We start from the raw sequence: 20,962 nt of genomic DNA, 5'->3' as shown, positions 1-20,962 counted from the left end.
TTTGGTTTCATTTTGGTTACATAAGCAAAGACTTCCTTTTAAGGAGCTGAAAATAAAAAGGATACAATGGGTGGTTCTTTTCCCGTCCATACCGCAGAGAGCCTAAGACAAAAGGCGACAAAAACAAGGCAAGCCCCTCAAATTCACTGAATTTGAGGGGCTTTTTCTATGTGCTTTGTCTTAGACGAAAGTCAGGAAAAAGACTATAATACTCCCCATAAGCTATACAATATATTGCATAGCACTTGTAAAGGAAAGTATAGAGCAGTATGGTTGTTCTGAGATTATCAACTCAGACCATGGCGTACAGGACAATGATGAGGGTTGACATGGACATAGCTGTGTGCATTAAGGGAGTATTACTTTGCCATGCCAGTTCATCATGCCGCCGATGAGGTTATAGATGTGTCGGAATCCCATCTCCTCCATCAGGCTACAAGCCATGCTGCTGCGGTTGCCACTGCGGCAGTAAACGTAGTAATTACCGGACTTGTCCAGGCGATCTACGGTGCGGATGAAGCTTTCACGGTCGAAAATGTCGATGCACCGGGCGTGCTCCTGCATACCCAAATTGCACTCGGCCTGCGTGCGAACATCGAGGATGGTGGCATCCTTGTCAGCCGCCAATCGCTCTTCCCATTCTGTTTGTGTTAGGTTTGTCATAGTTGTATGCTGTTGTTTATTGATGATACTATTATAACATGGTGGTGGGGCAAACGAAATCGCTGATGGGGAATCTGCCGGTGGCCTTGAGGGCTGCAAATCCGCCTTGGATGTCGATGAGATTGTTGTAGCCTCTTGCCCGCAGGATGGAGATGAATATCATGGAGCGATACCCGCCGGCACAGTGCACGTAGTAGGTCTTGTCCTTGCTGACATCGGAGGTGTGCTGATTGATGTAGTCCAATGCCATGTTTTCGGAGCCGATCACGTGTTCACTCAGATGCTCGCTCTGCTTGCGCACGTCCAAGATGCGCAATGCCGGATCTGCTGCCAGACGGTCGGCCAGTTCATCGGCCGTAACTCTCGGGATGCTATCTACTTCTCGCCCCTCTTTCTCCCATGCTTCGAAGCCTCCTTGGAGGAAACCGATGGCGTTGTCATAACCCACTCGTGCCAGTCGGGTGACGATCTCCTCGGCGCGTCCTTCGTCTGCTATCAGGAGGATGGGCTGCTTGATGTCGGGTATCAGCGCACCGACCCAGGGGGCGAAGTTGCCGTCCACCCCTATATTGATCGAATTGGGGATGAATCCTCGGGCGAAGTCTTCAGCGCTTCTTGTATCCAGCAGGAGCGCATGGGTGTCGTTAGCCGTGGCTTCGAACTCGGCAGGGGAGAGCGCCTGCGTACCTTTGGACAACACCTCGTCGATGCTGGTATAGCCTTTGATATTCATCCGTACATTCTCAGGAAAGTAGGCCGGGGGAGGCATCAGTCCGTCCAATACTTTGGCAATGAACGTCTCCTTGCTCATTGGCTGGAGGGCATAGTTGGTCCGCTTTTGGTTGCCGAGCGTGTCGGTGGTCTCCTTGCTCATGTTCTTGCCACAAGCCGATCCGGCACCGTGTGCAGGATAGACGATGATGTCGTCTGCCAGCGGTAGGATTTTGTTGTGGAGCGACTCGTATAGATGTGCAGCGAGCTTCTCCTGTGTGAGGTCGGCCACTACTTTCTGTGCCAAGTCCGGACGACCTACGTCGCCGATGAAGAGGGTGTCGCCGGTGAAGAGACCAACGGCCTTGCCTTGCTCGTCATGGAGCAGATAGCAGGTGCTCTCCATCGTATGGCCCGGGGTGTGGAGGATTTGGATGCTCACGTTGCCGACTTGCAGCATCTCTCCGTCGCGGGCGATGTGTGCGTCGAAGTCGGGCTGGGCCGTGGGGCCGAAGACGATGGTGGCACCGCTCTTCTTGGCCAAGTCCAAATGGCCGCTCACAAAGTCGGCATGGAAGTGGGTCTCCAATACATATTTGATGGAGGCACCATTCTTTTGGGCTTTCTCGAGATAGGGTTGCACTTCCCGGAGCGGGTCGATTACCACTGCTTCTCCTTTGCTTTCGATGTAATATGCGCCTTGTGCCAGGCAGCCTGTATAGATCTGTTCTATTTTCATTGTTATTGTTGTTTTGTTATTATTTCATGACAAAGCTATGGCCTTTCCGATCCGCGTACGGTAACATAGGTTACATAGCGGAAAAATCTTGCTCTACACAAATAATTCTTTGAAGAGGATGTACACACCCATGACGAGAACGAACCAGCCGAAGGCCGTCTTGAGTTTGCCCCCATCAATCTTCTTGGACAGGAAAGAGCCGATGAAGATGCCCACCACAGAGAAGGCCGTAAAGAGTGAGAGCAGGAGCCAGTCGATGGCTTCGCTGTTCTGTAGATCGCCGAGGAATCCCAGCAGCGATTTGGCGGCGATGATGAATAAGGATGTGCCGACAGCGAGCTTCATGGGCATTCGGGCGAGTAGGACGAGTGCGGGGATGATGAGGAATCCGCCACCGGCGCCGACGAGTCCCGTCAGGATGCCCACCAGAGAACCTTCGAGCAGGATCATCGGGTAGTTGTATCGGATGGTGGCAGACGATTCGTTATCCTCTCCTTGCTTACTCGGGCGGATCATGGAGACGGAGGCCATCATCATCACGACGGCAAAGAGCATCATCAAGGCAACCGACTTGGTGAGCTGAAAGTCTCCCACAGAGAACAAGGTGTCTGGTATGAGCGGAATCAGGTAGGCGCGGGTGAGATAGACCGCGGCAATGGAGGGAATGCCGAAGACGACGGCAGTCCGGAAATCGACTTTGCCCTCCGTGGCGTTGCGTATGCCGCCGACGAGTGCCGTTGCTCCCACGACAAAGAGGGAATAGGCTGTGGCGAGCACTGGCTCGACAGCCATGACATAAACCAAGATGGGGACGGTGAGGATGGATCCTCCGCTACCGATGAGTCCTAATGAGATGCCGACTAAAACGGCCAATGCATATCCGAGAAGTTCCATGACATTGATGCACTATTGATAATCAGATAATGCAAAAGTATGGAGCCAGTGTGTGCCTGTCGGTAACAAAGGTTACACACCTGAAGTGAACCCCAAAAAGTTGTGTCAAGAACTTTTGGAGTTCACATCACAAGAAGCATTTTCTTCTGAAAATGTTTGTTTTTTGAGTCGTCATTGCTACTTCTGACTATAATACTAAACATTATCGTTGGGAAACGTCCTCTTTTGTGTGCGGAGCCGTTGCTCTGCTATTCTACGGAGAAGTATTGCTCCAGTTCGGCGAGAGTCTGTTCGTTAGTTTGGAGGTCTCGTATCACTTCGCCCTTGCTGAGTACGACGATGCGACTGCTGACCTCGGTCACGTGGTTGAGGTCGTGACTGGAGATGAGCGTGGCGATCCCGTGCTCGGTGGAATACTCGTTGAGAATCTTCTTGAGACGTATCTGAGACGAAGGGTCGAGTGCCGTGAACGGTTCGTCGAGGATGAGAATATCGGGCTTGGGCATCATGGCGGCAGCTATGCCGATTTTCTTCTGATTGCCTTTGGAGAATTCGCGGATGAGTTTGTTCTTCCCCATGATCTCATCGGCGAAGAAAGGCGCCATACTTGAGAGGAAGCTCTCGATCTCCTGCTTGTCGAGGTGGTAGAGCTTGCCGATGAAGTCGAAGTATTCTTCCGGACGGAGGAAGTTGATAAGGAAACTCTCGTCGAGGAAAGCGCCTACGCGTCCTTTCCATTCGTCGCGACCGGCGATGGGGATATTGTCGATGGAGATGCTGCCGCTATCGGCTTTGATCAGGTCGAGGATCAGACGGAAGAGGGTAGTCTTGCCGGCACCATTATTGCCCACGAGACCGAAGGTTTCGCCACGTGCGATCGTCAGTTGGGGGATGTCCAGAACGGTGACCCCGTTGTATTTCTTGCGAAGGTCTGTTATTGTTATCATTTGTTAGTCTGTTTTTTGCCGATTTATTTGCGTTCGCGGAAGCTCTCCGCCAAAGAATACTTCTGTCGGATGAATACGCGTGTGCACAGCTCGATGAGTGGTTTGTGCAGCAGCAGGCCGAGCAGCCCTGTAGAGCCGACGATAATCTCAGCCGTGTATCGGTCCGTGAATATGCTGAGCACTGCGAGGAACAATGGTCCCAATAGTATGACAGGTACTGCAGCCAAGAAGTTGTGGAAGGATGTGCCTTGCTGGTTCATGGCTCCGCCTTGCAGGAGGTCAATATACCCTTTGTTGAACGAAGCCAACAGCAGGATAATGAAGATGCCGACTCCTGAGTTCCAGAGCAAAAAGGTCAGATGCACGAAGATGATCTCTTGTCCCATGAGAAAGTAGGGAGTCGTCAGCAGGAAGCTGATGAGATTGAGCGCCATGAGCATGATGTAATGGCTGCGGATATAGGTGCGTGCCGTGATGGCTTGAGCCATGAGTCCGTCGAAGAAAGCACAATCCCATCGTATCGTCCACTGACTCATCATGAGCATGAGGGTGCTTACGACCAGATTGGCTATCAGTGCCAGGCTAAAAAGAGGCTGCGAGTCTTGTCGGTAGAACAGGAGACCGTAGAACATCAAGACGAAAGAGAAGATGAAGGCATTGCGGATGCGTTTGGAGCGTCTGAGGAGCTTCATGTGTAGCGCTATCATCTCGCCGACCATGCCGTACTGGCGCACGAAGTTGAGGCTCTCATAGCGTTCTCTGCTCTTACCGCTTCGTTCACGGGGGTAATAATGATGCTTGAAATAGGCTTGGCTTGCCACATAGGAGCCGGCTATTATCGCCACGAGTAGGAGGCACTCGATCCAAATGTTGAGAGACGAAGCGAAATCGAACAGCCTGCCTATCCAGGGGGCGATGCCACTTGCCTCGGCAGCGACAAGCAGTCCGATGAAGCCTAATACGACTAAGTAGAAACGAATGCCTTCGCCCAAGATGCGCTTGAGATAGGGCGCGAGCAGCGTATTGGTGATGGTGAGCAACAGGGTGGTGCAGAGGGCTGTTGCGCCTGCTACTATTCCGTTTCGGCTACCCGTCATGATGCAGAAGGGGAGGAGCAAGAAGACGAAGGCGTAATAGTTGATCGGATTGGCGAGCGGGCGCAGAATCAGATACTGCACGATGGAACGGCGCGGTATCGGCAGCTGTCGATAGCCATCCTCTTCTATGCGACTGAGCGGCTGAAGGAAGAGCCTCACGACCAGCCCCGCAAGCATGAGGAAGGGTAAGAGCCCCGACAGCACCTGTAGGGTACTGAGAGTGGGGAAGATCTCTTCGAACATGAGCGGGGAGAATAGGCCGAGGGCGAAGAGGGCTACTCCGTTTATCAAGAGATAAAATCCCCAAAATATCTTGGTGGCCAAGCTTTGCGCCGATATGCTGCTACGGATCGTTCGCAGCCATTCGTGTTTGAACAGTTCTTTTGCGTACATACAAGTTTGATTATTGTGCCGCAAATATACGTGTAGATAGGCTATTATCAAGCCTTTCTCAAACCGCCAAAGAGTCCCTGAGTCGAAATCGAATCATGAAAACCTCCATCTAACAGTTTAGTAGGCGTATGCCGGTCTCCTGCACGCTGCAGGAAGGTATCGTAGACGTACGCCGGTCTCCTGCACGCTGCAGGAAGGTATCGTAGACGTACGCCGGTCTCCTGCACGCTGCAGGAAGGTATCGTAGGCGTACGCCGGTCTCCTGCACGCTGCAGGAAGGCATCGTAGACGTACGCCGGTCTCCTGCACGCTGCAGGAAGGCATCGTAGGCGTACGCCGGTCTCCTGCACGCTGCAGGAAGGCATCGTAGGCGTACGATCATTTCTTATTTATCGTATGGATAAGGGGGGAGTTGTCAGTCTTTGACAGTTGGGAAGTGGCGATAGTAGGCGTGGGTGCATCGGTCGAGCAACGGACGATCCGACGGGCTGTCGCCATATCCGTAGGATGTGACTTCCTGCCAATGGGGGAGCGCTTGGGAGAGTCGGCGTACTTTTTCTTCGCCTTTGCAATTCTTGCCCACAAATCGTCCGGTCAATTGATCCCCTTTTACTTCGGCCTGTGTGCCGATAATGAGATCGAATCTCATGCGTTCTCCCCATGCTTCGACTGCTGACTGGAGAGAGGCGGTGAGTAGTACCAACTGATGTCCCTGCCGACGATGCCACTCCAGACGATCGAGGGCTTCGGAGCGCAGGAGAGAATTGATGACGGGAACGAAACGAAGGCTCAATTGGTCGATTTCGTTCGTCGTTTTGCCTTTTGTGACAGTGGAGAGGATGGCTGCCTTGGTGCTTTCGGCCGAAGCCAGTCGCAGCTTGAAGCACAGCCACATGGTGAGGTAGAAGGGGAGTAAGAGCAGATAGCGGGCACGCGGTTGAGAGAGTCGCAGGAAGTGCAACAACGTGTCGGTACGTGTGAGGGTGCCGTCGAAATCGAATATGGCGATGGCTCTATCCGACATAAGGGCTCAGGATGTAGAGGATGCCCCAGAGCAGTACGGACAACTGCAATCCTACATCGCTGTAGAGCATGTCGGTGGGGTTGCAATGGCGCCTTTCGACGATGACGTGTCGCAGATAGTGCAGCAAGCCTGCAGCTACGGGCAAGACGGTGATATAGAGGTGACGGCCGTTCCTCTCGACGACTTCGACATCGGTGGCATAGAGGGTGTAGAGGACAATGATGGTGGCAGAGAGGATGGCCAAGACGGCATTGAGAAATCCGTCAGTATAGTGTTTGACAACGGGACGGGAGGTCCGTGTGTCGTCTCGCATGAGTCGGAGATCCTCCTTTCTCTTGCCGAAAGCCAGCAGAAGAGAGAGGAAGAACGTCATGAGGGCGAGCCAAGAGGAGATGGTGATGTGGCTGATGGCGCCGGCTGCAAAGAGTCGGATAAGAAAACCGACGGCAATAAAGAAAGCATCGATGATGGGGATGTGTTTGCCGCCGAGCGAGTAGAATAGGTTGAGGAGGAGATAGCAGCCTAACGAGATAAGCGTGTACACTGTGTATGGAGCCGGTAGCAGAAAGGAGAGTCCACCGGCGAGGAGGATGAGTGCGCCTATCAGGGTATAGGCCATGGGCAGGCGCAGTGCTCCGCTGGCGATGGGGCGTTTGCACTTGACGGGATGCTGCCTGTCGATCTCGCGGTCGCAAATATCATTGAAGAGATAGACGGCACTGGAGGCCAAGCAAAAGGCAACGAGCAGGAGGGTGAGCCTGAGTATGGCATCTGTGTCCCAGATCCGATGCCCGAAGAAGAGGGGCAGGAAGACGATTAGGTTTTTTATCCATTGCTTAGGTCTCATAGCGTCGTGGGGGTATTTAGTTGCGTAGTAAGGGGAGGTCTTCGCCGATCAGCGTCCTCAGCATGGCGAGGGCTTCTTCTTCCGCGGTGCGCATCCGCCGTTCGTCTTGGAGGCTTTTGTCTTTGAGCCCGCACAGATGGAGTATGCCGTGGATGATGACGCGGTGCAGCTCTTCTGCATAACGGGTGCCGATGGAGAGGGCATTGGACCGGACTGTGTCGAGACTGATGAGTAGATCGCCGCCGATGGTGTCGTCCTCAGTGGTGTCGAAGGTGATGATGTCCGTATAATAGTCGTGGTCGAGGAACTCACGATTGGTCTTGAGTATGTACTCGTCGTCGCAGAAGAGGTAAGAGATCTCCCCCACCTGCTTCCCATATCGCTCGGCGACATCGACTATCCATTGGGCGAGGAGGCGTTTTCTGAGACGCGGCTGTGTGACTCCTTCAGCGTAATAGTTGATTCTTGCCATTGTATTCTGTTGATTGTGTGTCAGCCGTCAGCCGAAGAAGAGGTAGGTAACGGCGATGGCGGTCAGGACTCCGGCCAAATCGGCCAAGAGAGAGTAGCTGACCGTGTAGCGCGTATCGCGGATCTTGACCGCTCCGTAATAGAGGGCCACGATATAGAAGGTGGTGTCGCTGGTGCCTTGGACGATGCAGCACAGACGGCCTACGAAGCTGTCGGCACCGTGGGTCTGCATGGCATCGACCATCAGCCCGCGTGCTCCGCTACCGCTCAGCGGCTTCATCAGCATGGTGGGGATGCCCTCTACAAACTGCAAGTCGCCGCCGAAGAAGCCGACCAACTGACGCATGCCGTCCGTGATCAGATCCATTGCTCCGGAAGCGCGGAATACTCCGATGCCGACCAACATGGCCAGCAGGTAGGGGATGATGGTGACGGCTGTACCGAATCCTTCCTTGGCTCCTTCGATAAAGGCGTCATAGACATTGATTCGTGCGCGCAGACCGCTGACAATTAAGCCGCACATCGTGCCGAAGAGGATGATGGAGGCCATCGTCGTACTGATGCGGCTGAATAGATCGGGGGGCAGGACGCGGGCTGCATAGATGGCTCCTCCGATGAACAGGAAGGCGGAGAGGAGGAAAAGGAGAAGGGGTTTCTGGACGAAATTGATCCGTTGGCGCATGCCGACGGCCAAGATGGCTACGAGCGTGGAGGCAAAGGTGGCGATGAGGATGGGGACGAATATGTCGGCCGGATTGGCTGCACCGGCCTGCAGACGATAGGCCATGATGGAGGAGGGGATGATCGTGAGTCCGCTGGCATTGATGGAGAGAAACATGATCATGGCGTCGCTGGCCCGATCCTTCTGTTCGTTGATGCTCTGCAGGCTCTCCATCGAACGGATGCCGAGAGGGGTGGCTGCATTGTCGAGGCCTAGTAGATTGGCCGAGATATTCATAAAGACATTGCCCAGGGCGGGATGGTCTTTGGGTACGGAGGGGAAGAGCCGACTGAGGACGGGCGAACTAAGATGTGCCAATCGGGCGATGAGGCCGCTCCGCTCGGCTATCTTCATCAGACCGAGCCACAAAGCCAGCACGCTGGTCAGTGCCAAAGAGATCTCAAAGGCTGTTTTCGACTGACTAAAGGTGGCTTGCACCATCGTGTCGAAAACGCTGACATCTCCCCAAAAGATCAGTCGTATGAGGGCAACGATAAGCGATACGAGGAAGAAAGCGACGAAAATATAATTGAGTACCATGAAACTGCTGATTGAGAGGTGATACTATATTCTTTCCTTACGTATGCGCTACGGATGAGAGCGCTTATTGGCAGTGATGCTTATTTGGCCAAAAAGCGCTTGATGGAGGTTCGGATCTGTTCGACGCAAGTGGTCAAATCATCATTGACGAAGCGAAGATCGAACAGGTGGGCATAGCCGATTTCTTTTTCGGCCTTCGCCACTCGCTGTCGGATGGTGTCGGTAGAGTCGGTACCCCTCTTTTCCAAGCGTGCACGCAGCTCTTCGATGGACGGCGGAAGGATGAAGATGGCCAGAGCACGATCGCTATAATACTTCTTGATGTTTTGTGCTCCTACCACATCTACGTCGAAAATGACGTTCTTTTCATCTCGCAATATGCGATCCACCTCACTCTTGAGCGTACCATAATACTTGTCTTTGTACACTTCTTCGTACTCCACGAATTCGTTGGCTTCGATCTTCTCCCTGAACTCTTGGGGAGTCAGAAAATAATACTCGCGTCCGTGGATCTCTTCGCCCCGCGCATCACGACTGGTGGCTGATATGGAGAAATGGAGGTTGAGGTCGGAGTCCTGCAATAGCTTTTCGATAATGGTACTCTTACCTGTGCCGGACGGAGCCGAAATGATGATGAGTTTGGTCATAGTCTTTGTCTGAAGTAATGGGATTAGGGGAGGAGCATTTATAAAACGTTGAGTACTTGCTCCTTGATTTGCTCCAATTCGTCTTTCATACGTACAACGATCTGTTGCATCTCGACGTGGTTGCTTTTGGAGCCGAGGGTATTGATTTCTCTGCCAATCTCTTGTGCAATGAAGCTGAGTTTCTTGCCTTGTCCGGCTTCGCCTTGCAATGTCTCGAGGAAGTATGAGAGGTGGTTGCGCAGACGATGCTTTTCTTCATTGATGTCCAACTTCTCAATGTAGTAGATCATCTCCTGTTCGAATCGGTTTTTGTCATAGTCTTTTTCGGAAACCTTGGAGAGGTTCTCCTCGATTCGTTCTTTTATCCGCTGGACGCGTTCGGGTTCGTAATGCTCGATCTCCAGAAGCAGGGCGGATATATTGGTGATCTTGTCCTTGAAGACTTGCTCCAGCATAGCCCCCTCCTGACGACGAAAGTCTGTCAGTTGAGCCAGTGCTTTTGTACAGGCTTCAATCACGATATTCCATTCTTCATCGGGTATCTCTTCCGATTGGTCTTCTTCGGCTTGGACGACTCCGGGCATACGAAGTATTTGCTCGAACCATCCGCCGGCGGGTACTGCCACACCCATCTGCTCTCCGAAGCTCTTGAGCTGAGAGAAGTAGTAGGCCATCTTCTGTGTATTGAATACTTGTGCAGTAGCGTCTGAGTTGCCGGAGTCTTCGAGCAGTAGGTTGAAGTCAACTTTACCTCGCTCGATCTCTGCAGCAACCAAAGCTCTCAGTGGTAACTCTCTGTCGCGATAGCGGCTGGAAAGCCTCGTGGACAAGTCGAGCTGTTTGCTGTTGAGTGACTTGATGGTGGTAGTTATTTTTTTGTCGGCATAGAGAGCTGTGTGCTTGCCGAAGCCGGTCATCGAAAGAATCATAATAGGTATTATTGGGGAAGAATGAAAAAAAAATCACAGACTATACATGCGTAATACGTTGGTCTCCCGGTCGCATCGTGTTACATGTTTCTCATAGTCTGTGATTCTCTTACAATAAAGGATTAGAGGTTACGTCCGTGGCACTGTTTGAACTTCTTGCCGCTACCGCAGGGACAAGGATCGTTTCGGCCGATCTTATTGTCGTTTCTTATGGGAGCTTGAGGAGCAGGTCCTTGTGGCCTGTTAGCGGCCTCGCGTTGCGCCTGCTGTTGCGCTTCGATATCGTCCTTTTGCGTACGATATTTGCTCATATCGGCACGTTGTTCAGCTGCACGGCGAATTTCGATTTGTCGCTGACGTTCCATTTCCTCTTCCGATGGAGCTTCGGGTACAGGGATACGGGCACGCATCAGAATGGCTACCGTCTTGCGATTCATCGCTTCCACCATCTTGCGGAATAGCTCGTAGGATTCCAGCTTGTAGATGAGCAGAGGATCCTTATTCTCGTAGCTGGCATTCTGCACGGAGTTGCGCAGTTCGTCCATCTCGCGCAGGTGTTCCTTCCATGATTCATCGATCGTATGCAGTACGATGGCCTTCTGGAATTCTTTGATGATGCTCTTACCCATCGTCTCGTCGGCCTCACGTAGGTTGCAGCCGATGTTATAGACGCGTTTGCCGTCTGTGACGGGGATGAGGATGCGCTCGTACACAGCTGCTTGATTCTCGAATACTTGGTGTACTACCGGATAGGCAACTTCGGCTATCAGTTCTGATTTGCGTTGGAATGTTTTGTATGCTTCATCGAAAAGCTGATCGATCAGCTTCTCGGCTTTCTTGCTCTTGAAATCTGCTTCGGTAATAGGCGATTCGATAGCGAGTGCGCGCATCAGATCCTCTTGGAAGCCTTCGTAGTCGCCGGCTTCCGTATAGTTTTCGATCAACGCCTTGCAGACATCGTATATCGTGTTCAGCACATCCATGCCGATACGCTCTCCGATGAGGGCGTGACGACGACGCGTATAGATGACCTCACGCTGCGAGTTCATCACATCGTCGTATTCGAGGAGGTGCTTACGGATACCGAAGTTGTTTTCTTCTACTTTCTTTTGGGCTCGTTCTACGGATTTGCTGAGCATATTGTTCTCCAATACCTCTCCCTCCTTGAATCCCAAGCGATCCATCAACGAGGCGATTCTTTCCGTAGCAAACAGACGCATCAGGTGGTCTTCGAGAGAGACATAGAAGATAGACGAGCCCGGGTCACCCTGACGTCCGGAACGACCGCGCAGCTGACGGTCAACACGACGAGATTCGTGACGCTCTGTACCGATAATGGCCAAACCACCGGCTTTCTTTACTTCCGGCGAGAGCTTGATGTCGGTACCACGACCTGCCATATTCGTTGCGATGGTAACGGTACCGGTCTTACCTGCTTGTGCTACAATGTCGGCTTCTTTCTGGTGCAGTTTTGCGTTGAGCACATTGTGTTGGATACCTCTCAAGCGAAGCATACGACTCAGCAACTCGGAGATTTCCACAGAAGTGGTACCCACGAGTACGGGTCTTCCTTCTTCTACCAGACGAACGATCTCTTCGATGACAGCGGCGTACTTCTCACGTGCAGTCTTGTAGATACGATCGTTCATGTCCTTACGGGCGATGGGCTTGTTCGTCGGAATAACGACAACATCGAGTTTGTAGATGTCCCAAAGCTCTCCTGCTTCCGTCTCAGCGGTACCGGTCATACCTGCCAACTTGTGGTACATACGGAAGTAGTTCTGCAGTGTAATGGTCGCAAATGTCTGCGTAGCAGCTTCCACCTTTACGCGCTCTTTTGCTTCGATCGCTTGGTGAAGACCATCCGAATAGCGACGACCATCCATGATACGGCCGGTCTGTTCGTCGACGATCATTACCTTATTATCCATGACCACATACTGGTCGTCTTTTTCGAATAGGGTATATGCTTTGAGTAGCTGATTGACGGTGTGTACACGCTCGCTCTTGATGGAGTAGTTAGCGATGATCTCGTCTTTGGCTTCGCGACGTTTGTCCGCATCGGTCTCCATATTGTCCAATGCCGAAAGCTCTGCAGCGATGTCGGGAAGGACGAAGAACGTGGGGTCGTCTGTTCCGGAGGTGAGAAGATCGATACCCTTGTCGGTGAGTTCGATGCTGTTGCGTTTTTCTTCAATGACAAAGAACAGATCGTCTGTGACCAAATGCATATTACGCATATTCTCAGCCATGTAAGTCTCTTCCGTCTTCAGCATGGCACTCTTGACGCCCGGCTCACTCAGATACTTGATCAATTGCTTATTTTTGGGAAGACCTTTGAATGAACGGTAGAGTAAGAGGGTACCCTCTTCTTGTTCTTTTTTGTCTTCAGAAGCCATTTTGTGCTTGGCATCGATAAGCAACTGAGCACAGAGCTTCCGTTGTGCTTCGACCACTTTTTCCACATTGGGCAGGAACTCTTCGAACAGTTGGTCTTCTCCCTTGGGAGTTGGTCCGGAAATAATCAAAGGCGTACGGGCATCGTCAATCAATACTGAGTCCACCTCATCGACGATCGCATAGTTATGCTTGCGCTGTACGAGGTCTTGGGGACTTGTCGCCATATTATCGCGCAAGTAGTCGAAGCCGAATTCGTTGTTAGTTCCGAATGTAATATCGGCATTGTATGCCTTGCGACGAGCATCTGAGTTGGGCTGATGTTTGTCGATACAGTCCACGGTCAGACCATGGAACATATACAAAGGTCCCATCCATTCCGAGTCACGCTTAGAGAGGTAGTCATTCACCGTCACTACATGTACCCCGTTTCCGGTAAGGGCATTGAGGAATACCGGCAGCGTAGCCACCAACGTTTTTCCTTCACCGGTCGCCATTTCGGCAATCTTTCCTTTGTGCAGTACGGTACCACCGATTAGCTGTACATCGTAGTGCACCATGTCCCATAGGATTTCATTACCACCGGCTACCCAATGGTTCTGATATATGGCCGTATCGCCGTCTATGGTTACAAAGTCGTGATCAATGGAAAGGTCACGGTCGAGGTCTGTTGCCTTTACACGGATTGTTTCGTTTTGGGTAAAGCGACGTGCTGTATCCTTGATAATGGCAAATGCTTCGGGTAGAATCTCGTCAAGGACAACTTCCATCTTGTCCAAAATTTCCTTTTCGAGCTTGTCCACCTTGCTCCATACTTCTTCGCGTTCTTCCAAGCCTTTGCCTTCGACATCGGCTTTCAACTTGTCTATTTCTGCTCTCTCGTCTTTGACGTAGTCTTGTATTTTTTGACGTAGGAGTACTGTCCTGCCACGCAGATCGTCATCTGACAATTGCTCTATTTCTCCATATACAGCCTTGATCTTCTCTACGAAAGGTTTTACCTCTTTCAGGTCGCGCTGTGATTTGTTGCCGAATAGTTTCGACATGAATTCATTGAATCCCATATGTCTATTTTTGTTTTGTAGCTATTTGTGAAAAGTGTGGAGCCTCTTAGGGCGGACTCCGGAGTTCCCATCCCGATCGGAAGATACTATATGGCCACTTCGGGTAGAGGCAGGGCCTTAGCATCTGTCGGAGGGCGTATACGCAGGATGTAAGCCAGAGTAGGAGCAATCTCGGTTGATGAAATAGTCCGATGCACCTTCTCCCCTTTGGAGGTGGGAGTAAATAATATAAAAGGGGCAGCCACGGCATCGTAGCGTACCTGCTTCTGTTGAGAATCGGTAGGAGACTCTTCCTCTCCTTCTATCCATCCGCCTTGTAGTTGAATGCATACGTCGGCAGTCTCTCCCGGTTTGAATGAACGAGCGAAACGCAACCCTTCTTCGTTGACCATGCCACTACCCACTTCGTGAGCAGCCATGGCAAACCGCACGCCACTCATCTGGCGGGCAAATTCGGCTACTTCGGACTGAAGATTCCGTATGTCGAGTTGTTTTTTCTCTGCTAGTTTCTTGTCCAGTATCAGCCTGCCATCGGTGTAGTCCAGTACCCATTGTCCCTGTCCGTGCAGGGCCATCAGGTACATATTGATCAGCGCCTTGCAGCGCTTCGGACTGAAGTAACGGCGGCGTTTGAGTACGGTTGAACTTGTTGTCGGGGGAGAGCTTTCGAAGTGTCCTGTGCCACTTAGCGCGATAATGCAGTGTGCCAAACCGATTTTCTTGTCCAAAGCTGTCAGCAGACGTGCGATCTGATCATCCAGTCGGCGATAGGTATCTATCATCTCCGCCTGATGTTCGCTCTGCTGCTTGGCGGGATATCTGCCGGCGTAGTAGGTCAGAGATAATAGGTTGGGCTGCTTGGCCAGCTCCAAACCGCCGTATTCTATCAGACGCAGGGCGAGCGTGGTCACTTCTTCATTGACGGGAGCCGAGCGCTTGAATAGAGGAATATTCGATTGGCTGAATCGATATGAGAATGTCGCAGGGTCACCACCTGCAGGTAGCGACTGTGGTGCGCCCACAGGTGTCCATACGATATTGTTTATTCTGGACGAGGGAGACTCCGGTAAGGAGTTGAATCGATCTATATACCAAGGGAAGTCCTTATAATAGGTGGTAGTGGCCCATTTGCCCTGACGGTCTTCGATCCAGAAAGCTCCGTTTCCGGATTGACCGGCAGCTACTATGGCAGCTACTGCATTGGGTGCTATGGCATAGACTTTGCTTCGTCCGTCTGTCGCAGCGCGCAGTTCATCCCCGATCGTCTCGGACTGTAGATTCTGAGGAGATAAACGTTCAGAAGTATAGTTGCCCAGATAGTTTTTGTCTTCGAGGATGGAGACTTGACTGTTCTTCTCTGTGTCGAATGTCGTGCTTCCGGTGATCCCGTGACGATTGGGGTAGGTGCCTGTATAAATGCCCGCTATAGCCGAAGCCTCATCTACTCCGTCGAATCCGAAGTCAACGTTGCTGAAGACGAGTCCGTTATTGAGTAGACGATTGAATCCGCCGGGCCCGTACTCGGGTATGCAATATGAGAGGAGATCACCCCGCAGTTGGTCGATGGTGATCACCACTACCAGTTTGGGGTGTGTCGATTCTGCCTGTGCCTTGCCCCCGCTAATGGCTAGTACGGCCAAGAGCGTGGTGACCAGTCGTTTCATCGAACGTTCTTTCTCCATTTATTTATCAGTATCCAACGAGCAGAAAGCAACCACATGGCAATACCCGTCACATAAAGAGGCATAACGACCTGCTGTGGCAGGAACCATATGACCAAGCCTATCAGGCTTAACTCCGCAAAGTTAATAAAATGATAGACAAAGCCTGCCTGTCTCAGTCGCGGTATGGCCGTTAAGGGCAGTCCGATGAGTAAATGAAGCGGATGCAATAGGAATAGGATGTAGTTGGGGCTGGTATGTGGATGCACTGAGAAGAATACCATCGCGAAAATGATGCAACCCGACAATCCGACTATCCCCATAACAATCGAGTCGTAGAGACGACAGATTTTTCTTCTGTGTATATCCATCACAACAATCCCAATCGTGAGTGCCAGTAATACGATTGATGCAGCCAATGGGGTAGGCCATCCCTCCTCTGAAGGTTCCGTGCTGAAGGGAAGAGGGGAGAATAACTCTATTGTATCCATGACCAAAGGGCTTGCAGAACCATCGGGGCGAAGAAGTGTGGTGTGCGGGAGCATATCCAGTATTCGGCCTGGCAGGAAGAATTGTTCCTCCGTGGTTGCTGAGGCATCTGCCTTGCTTCCGATAACCATGTCTATACCCAATTGCACCCACGGGGCGTCGGTGCAGCATCCGTTGATAAGCTCTCGCCAAGTCCTTTCTTCCCCTTTATCCGGTATCTGTAGCGTGCCACCGGTCGCTTCCTTTACGATGCTGATGAGACGCGTGGCGCAGTTGTCGTATAAGAAGTTGTAGCGGTATTGTCTGTTCTCGGGTTGGATATTCCGGTTCAGATACGTCTGAACCCTTGATATTTCTTCTTGTGACAGGTTCAGCACCAGCTCGGTCACACCTCTACCATTCTGTATAAACTCATTGAGGTAGTAAGCGGAAGGGAGGGCTTCGACGTAATAGTCTGTTTCGCCTCGCATGAAGCGAATCTCAAAGTTCGGTATCGTATTGTCGAAGGTGCCGTAGTTGTAGATGATATCTGAGCCCGCATCTTCGTCCATCAACCTGATGGCAGCGTGTCCGAAGCGATTATAGACAACGTCTGTCGAGGGGGAGCATATCAAGATGCTTAGCCGCTTTGTCTGTGGCAGCGTTTCAGTCGTTTGCTGCGACCATGCCACCATTGGTAGCGCCATGACGAGGACGAGGAAGGCTATGCTTGCCATCAGGATGGAGATTCTCTTTTTGAGCAGATGTGTGCGAATCATTATTATATGCTTGGTAGGCTGAACGTCTTATTTTCCACAAATGGTTACAAAGGGGCAATAGCTGCAAACCTTGGTATCGTCTGTACCAGCAAAAGGAATGTCGGGATCGAACATTTGGTCCAGTCGTCGGCGCAGCTTTTCCTCAAATGTGTCGCGAATTTGGTCAAAATCTGTGAGACTGCTATAGCCTCCTCCTGATTCCGGCACACATATCACCCCTGTGTACTCATCTTTATCCTTGTAAAGACTTTGGAAACTGTATATTGTGGGGCAGAGGGGCAGATTTCTTTTCTCCCCGTCTTTCTCCATTTGCGTTCGCATCATGAAGGCATAGAAAAGTGTCTGTGAGATGGCGGATGGTTGATCTTTGCCCGGTTTCCCGTTTATGTGGGAGAAAAGACTGTCCCATGATTTCAATGAAGCAGAGACACCCCCGCTTTTATAATCTACGATGCGACGCACCTCACCGGGGAATTCGTCTATGCGGTCGATGACCCCTTGTAGGCGTACGCGATGCCCGTTGCTAAGGGCGAGACTACCTCTTACACGCTTTTCGGAAGCAATGTAGCGGAATGGGGCGATGCTCTTGTCATGCTCCAAAATCCGTCGTACATACTTCTCTATCATCACACAATAGAGATGATTGAGGCCGGTGAGTTGTCCTTTGACATCTTTTGTGTGCAGATACTCTTCCGAGTAGGCCTGTCGCACAGTTCTTGCTATGATGGCGTTGGCAGGATCGAGCCACTGCGACAGCATTTGAGTGGAGACTTCTCCTCCCGAACAGCAGGGTTGATAGATGAGTTCCATGGCACGATGTACTACGGTCCCGAAGTCATTGGCAGCCATCAGTTCTTCGGGCGCATTCTCTTCTCGTATCCCGCGCACATATTCGTAGTAGAATCGGAGCGGACAGGCTGCATACGTATTGATACTGCTGGCTGAGAGTGCCGGTAGTTTTAGGTCGGAAGAGGCGTGTTCGTCTTGAGGTGTTTCGAGGAATCGGTATAGCTTTTTCAGCGTCTCACCCTCTTTGGGTACACTTATATGCGGAGAGTTCGGCAGAGAACCGATCAGATGCAACTCCTGCACCTCGATGGGCGTGTCGAAGAGGTAACGCATCTGTCTGATGTAACGACTCTCTTCTCCACCGCCGCTCTGGTCGGTACGTGCATCGTACAGCATCGTCACTCGTTTGGCTCGCGGCAAGAGACGGAAGAAGTCATAGATCTGCGTTGCTTCGTTTATCTCATTGACCGGCAACCCGTAACCCCTGCGCAGGGTATAGGGTATCATCGTCGTTTCGTGTGTGCGGGAGGGTAGCTTGCCCTCGTTGGCAGAGAGTATGATGAGGTGCTCAAAGTCCAATGCCCGAGTTTCTTCCATACTCATGATTTGCACACCTATGAGTGGCTCTCCCTCGAAGGGGATGGCTGTGCCCGTGATCAGTCCTTGCAATAGAAGTGCAGCCGATTGGGGCGACATAGTCATGGCGGCCTCTGAGATCAACCCCTTGAGCCTGTTCACCGTATTGCGATAATAATAGAGTTGTTCCAACTCAATATTGGCCACTTGCTCCGCTTTGTCCTCTTCTTCATTAGACGGTCTGTTCACTTCTATGCTCTGGGCTATTGACTCCAGCAGGGCAAATAGTGTGTCCAGCAAAGCAGATCCGTCGGCCGGTGGGGTGAAGAGGTGCTTCGTCAGGCTGTCGCATTGCAGCTCTGTAGCAGATATATAGAAGGTTTTTGTTCCCTCTAAGGTCTTCATGAGCCGACGCGATTTGTCGGTTAATAGCGGACTAAGGAGCAGGCTGTTCAGTAGATCGATCGCAGCCTCAGTGCGGAAGTGTAGCACGTCGTGTATTGTGCGCATATTCGCCTGAGCCTTGATCCATTTATCCGCCAGGAGCGATATACTGCTTTGCGCCAATGGATACCCCATGGTTACATTGATGCGCTCCACTGTGTCCACCAAGCTGTTGAGCACGGGCATCAGCATTCGCTCGTCCGGTAGTAGGATGGCTGTTTCGATGCCGTTGTTGTCCGTGTATCCTGCGGGGTATAGCTCTTCGATGAGTCGTGGAAGCAGCTTCGCTTGTACGATCTCCGAAGCTGTGCGTATGACACGGATGGTTGGTGTCTTTGTTGGCATGGATGCATCTTCCCCGCCTGCTGTCGATTGCGATTTCCATCCAAACGTTTGGCCGAATACCTCTTTGTCGTGGTCGAGAATCGTGCAGGCCAAGCTGCCGCCTGACTGTATTAAGGGCGATTCGTCATCGAAGCAAAACTCGCATAGGCCCTCATCTTTCATCCGACTGAGGATGTATTCTTCTGCAGGGGAGAGAGCAAGCAGGCCTGCAAATACATATTTCTTCGGAGCTTCGTCGTTACCTCTATAGGCGGATTGGAGCAATTCTCGTACCGATATTTCTCGTTTTTTCAGAAGCTCTGCTGTCCGACGTACCATCATACCCGCATAGCCTTTGCTTTGTGCATCCAAGCGACTTTTGAATCTCGTGTATAAGGGTGACAAAAGTTGCCAGAATTCCAAAAAGTTTTGTTGGCAACTGTCCTCTGTCTCTCCGCCTTTTGTCGGACTGAATGAGTTCCAAAAGCTGCGTATTGCTTCCACCTGTCTTTCGTTGAGGAAGGAGAAATCGCTGTCCAATTCCCGATAGTCTTTTAGATTACTGTACAGCATCGTGGCCGGAATGAGGTGGCGGTCGATCTCGTTGAAGTCCTTCAGGATAATATCTCCCCAGAAGAGGAATTGATCGAATGGTTCTGCCTCTGGTGCTATCTCTCTATAACTATTGTATAGCTCGAACAGCAGAGCTGTCCTGTCCAGCTCTTCTGCGGGCGACAACCCCAGAAGCAAATCCTTCAAAGTGGTCGCTTTGGGCGAAAATAGGGGCTTATCGGCTAAGTGTGACAGGTGGCGTTTGAAGAAAAGGCCGGCTCTACGTCCCGGGAAAACGAAACAGAGACGATGGATCTCTTCTCCATGCTCTTTGTAGTAATGGGTAGCTATTTGCTTAAGAAAAGGCTCCATAGGGCAAAAGCGTTATTGAGTATGTGCAGTGTCATAGGCACATATATGCTGCGTGTGTGGTGATAGGCATAGCCCAGATAAGCACCGAGGAGGATACGTGGAATGAGTCCGGCCAAATCGAAATGTACGAGGCTGAAGACGATACCCGTCAGCCAGATGGCGGCATGATGCCTATTGTTGGTAACGCGGCGCATCCATCTGAGGACAGCGCCCCTGAAGAAAAGTTCTTCTGTAATGCCGGGTATCACGGCCATGCCGATTAGGACAAGTAGTTTTCCCTCCCGTGCCATGTCGGCTATCTGCCTGGCATACATCTCGCCACTACTCTCGATCATCCTGCGTAGGCCTGTAGGCACATAAGGAACGAGAGCCTCAACGCCTTTGGCGGAGAGACTTACAGCAAGAAGACAGCCCAGATAGGAGAGTGCGAGCAGCCCTATTTGGGCCCACGTTGCAGTGTATGGCCGCAATCCTAAGAATAGAGTCGGTCGGTCGGCACACTGCCTTGCATAGCATAGAGCACCGATGCCGATGACTACTATGCTATATGTGCTTGCAGTTGCCAACGGCGATATTTTTATTCCAGTCAGCCCCAAAAGTGCAAAGACGAAGGAGATGAGTCCCGATAGGAATAAAAATATAATTAACATAAGCGCGAGCTGACTCACGATGGAGCTGTCTTTGAATACTGCTTTTCTCATTGCTTACAAAGGTACGAATGAAAGTCTATTTCTTCTTCTCCATTGTTGAAAGTGGAGCCTTATCAACATAAAAAACGTTCACAAGTGTTATTGAATCTCTTAGGTGTATTATGTCTCAAAAACTCGCGAGCAAAGGGATTTTCTTTGGCGCCATTTCGGGAAAAATTATGCGCCAAAACGAAAAAGTTTTGGCGCAAGTATTCAAGGTGTTT

Annotated in this window: 16 protein-coding genes; all 16 read right to left on the bottom strand. The window is 51.4% G+C overall.

Annotated features, from left to right (window positions below; genetic code table 11):
- Nucleotides 1–348 precede the first annotated feature (348 nt).
- The 16 genes from C7382_RS09465 to C7382_RS09390 all read right to left on the bottom strand — a co-directional run bounded on the left by C7382_RS09465 (nucleotide 349) and on the right by C7382_RS09390 (nucleotide 20,750).
- Nucleotides 349–663, bottom strand: coding sequence for a rhodanese-like domain-containing protein (locus C7382_RS09465; protein WP_116680033.1), 315 nt, complete (start codon nucleotides 661–663; stop codon nucleotides 349–351).
- A 31-nt stretch (nucleotides 664–694) separates the two neighbouring features.
- Nucleotides 695–2,113 (bottom strand): MBL fold metallo-hydrolase, encoded by a 1,419-nt coding sequence (locus C7382_RS09460; protein ID WP_116680032.1) that lies wholly within the window; start codon nucleotides 2,111–2,113, stop codon nucleotides 695–697.
- A gap of 93 nt (nucleotides 2,114–2,206) precedes the next feature.
- The gene (locus tag C7382_RS09455) at nucleotides 2,207–3,007 is read right to left on the bottom strand and encodes a sulfite exporter TauE/SafE family protein (RefSeq protein WP_207772739.1); all 801 of its coding nucleotides are present in this window, start codon (nucleotides 3,005–3,007) and stop codon (nucleotides 2,207–2,209) included.
- A gap of 248 nt (nucleotides 3,008–3,255) precedes the next feature.
- Nucleotides 3,256–3,954: an ABC transporter ATP-binding protein gene (locus C7382_RS09450; protein WP_116680030.1), complete on the bottom strand. Its 699-nt coding sequence runs from the start codon at nucleotides 3,952–3,954 to the stop codon at nucleotides 3,256–3,258.
- 23 nt (nucleotides 3,955–3,977) lie between these two features.
- On the bottom strand, nucleotides 3,978–5,444 hold the full coding sequence (locus C7382_RS09445) for a DUF5687 family protein (RefSeq protein ID WP_207772737.1): 1,467 nt from the start codon (nucleotides 5,442–5,444) through the stop codon (nucleotides 3,978–3,980).
- A gap of 415 nt (nucleotides 5,445–5,859) precedes the next feature.
- Nucleotides 5,860–6,468 (bottom strand): HAD-IB family hydrolase, encoded by a 609-nt coding sequence (locus C7382_RS09440; RefSeq protein WP_116680029.1) that lies wholly within the window; start codon nucleotides 6,466–6,468, stop codon nucleotides 5,860–5,862.
- Nucleotides 6,458–7,315, bottom strand: coding sequence for a decaprenyl-phosphate phosphoribosyltransferase (locus C7382_RS09435; protein ID WP_116680028.1), 858 nt, complete (start codon nucleotides 7,313–7,315; stop codon nucleotides 6,458–6,460). Before C7382_RS09435 ends, C7382_RS09440 begins: the two co-directional genes overlap by 11 nt.
- Before the next feature lie 16 nt (nucleotides 7,316–7,331).
- The gene (ybeY, locus tag C7382_RS09430; protein ID WP_116680027.1) at nucleotides 7,332–7,787 is read right to left on the bottom strand and encodes an rRNA maturation RNase YbeY; all 456 of its coding nucleotides are present in this window, start codon (nucleotides 7,785–7,787) and stop codon (nucleotides 7,332–7,334) included.
- A 27-nt stretch (nucleotides 7,788–7,814) separates the two neighbouring features.
- The gene (locus tag C7382_RS09425; RefSeq protein ID WP_116680026.1) at nucleotides 7,815–9,047 is read right to left on the bottom strand and encodes a nucleoside recognition domain-containing protein; all 1,233 of its coding nucleotides are present in this window, start codon (nucleotides 9,045–9,047) and stop codon (nucleotides 7,815–7,817) included.
- Nucleotides 9,048–9,127: 80 nt separating this feature from the next.
- Nucleotides 9,128–9,694, bottom strand: a complete 567-nt coding sequence (gmk, locus tag C7382_RS09420) for a guanylate kinase (RefSeq protein ID WP_116680025.1) — start codon at nucleotides 9,692–9,694, stop codon at nucleotides 9,128–9,130.
- Between the two features lie 38 nt (nucleotides 9,695–9,732).
- On the bottom strand, nucleotides 9,733–10,623 hold the full coding sequence (locus C7382_RS09415; protein ID WP_116680024.1) for a YicC/YloC family endoribonuclease: 891 nt from the start codon (nucleotides 10,621–10,623) through the stop codon (nucleotides 9,733–9,735).
- A gap of 122 nt (nucleotides 10,624–10,745) precedes the next feature.
- On the bottom strand, nucleotides 10,746–14,066 hold the full coding sequence (secA, locus tag C7382_RS09410; RefSeq protein ID WP_373763461.1) for a preprotein translocase subunit SecA: 3,321 nt from the start codon (nucleotides 14,064–14,066) through the stop codon (nucleotides 10,746–10,748).
- A gap of 104 nt (nucleotides 14,067–14,170) precedes the next feature.
- On the bottom strand, nucleotides 14,171–15,766 hold the full coding sequence (locus tag C7382_RS09405) for an alkaline phosphatase family protein (RefSeq protein WP_116680022.1): 1,596 nt from the start codon (nucleotides 15,764–15,766) through the stop codon (nucleotides 14,171–14,173).
- On the bottom strand, nucleotides 15,745–16,992 hold the full coding sequence (locus C7382_RS09400; protein ID WP_116680021.1) for a lipoprotein N-acyltransferase Lnb domain-containing protein: 1,248 nt from the start codon (nucleotides 16,990–16,992) through the stop codon (nucleotides 15,745–15,747). Before C7382_RS09400 ends, C7382_RS09405 begins: the two co-directional genes overlap by 22 nt.
- Nucleotides 16,993–17,019: 27 nt before the next feature.
- Nucleotides 17,020–20,049, bottom strand: a complete 3,030-nt coding sequence (locus tag C7382_RS09395; protein ID WP_116680020.1) for a PD-(D/E)XK nuclease family protein — start codon at nucleotides 20,047–20,049, stop codon at nucleotides 17,020–17,022.
- Entirely contained in the window at nucleotides 20,025–20,750 is a 726-nt protein-coding gene (locus C7382_RS09390; RefSeq protein WP_116680019.1) for a CPBP family intramembrane glutamic endopeptidase, read from the bottom strand. The genes C7382_RS09395 and C7382_RS09390 overlap by 25 nt, the downstream gene beginning before the upstream one ends.
- Nucleotides 20,751–20,962: the final 212 nt, after the last annotated feature.

The sequence above is a fragment of the Porphyromonas loveana genome (assembly GCF_003096695.1).
In the GTDB taxonomy this organism is placed as follows: domain Bacteria; phylum Bacteroidota; class Bacteroidia; order Bacteroidales; family Porphyromonadaceae; genus Porphyromonas; species Porphyromonas loveana.
The sequence above is the reverse complement of the archived record's forward strand: the minus strand, read 5'-3'. Positions and strand labels throughout refer to the sequence as shown.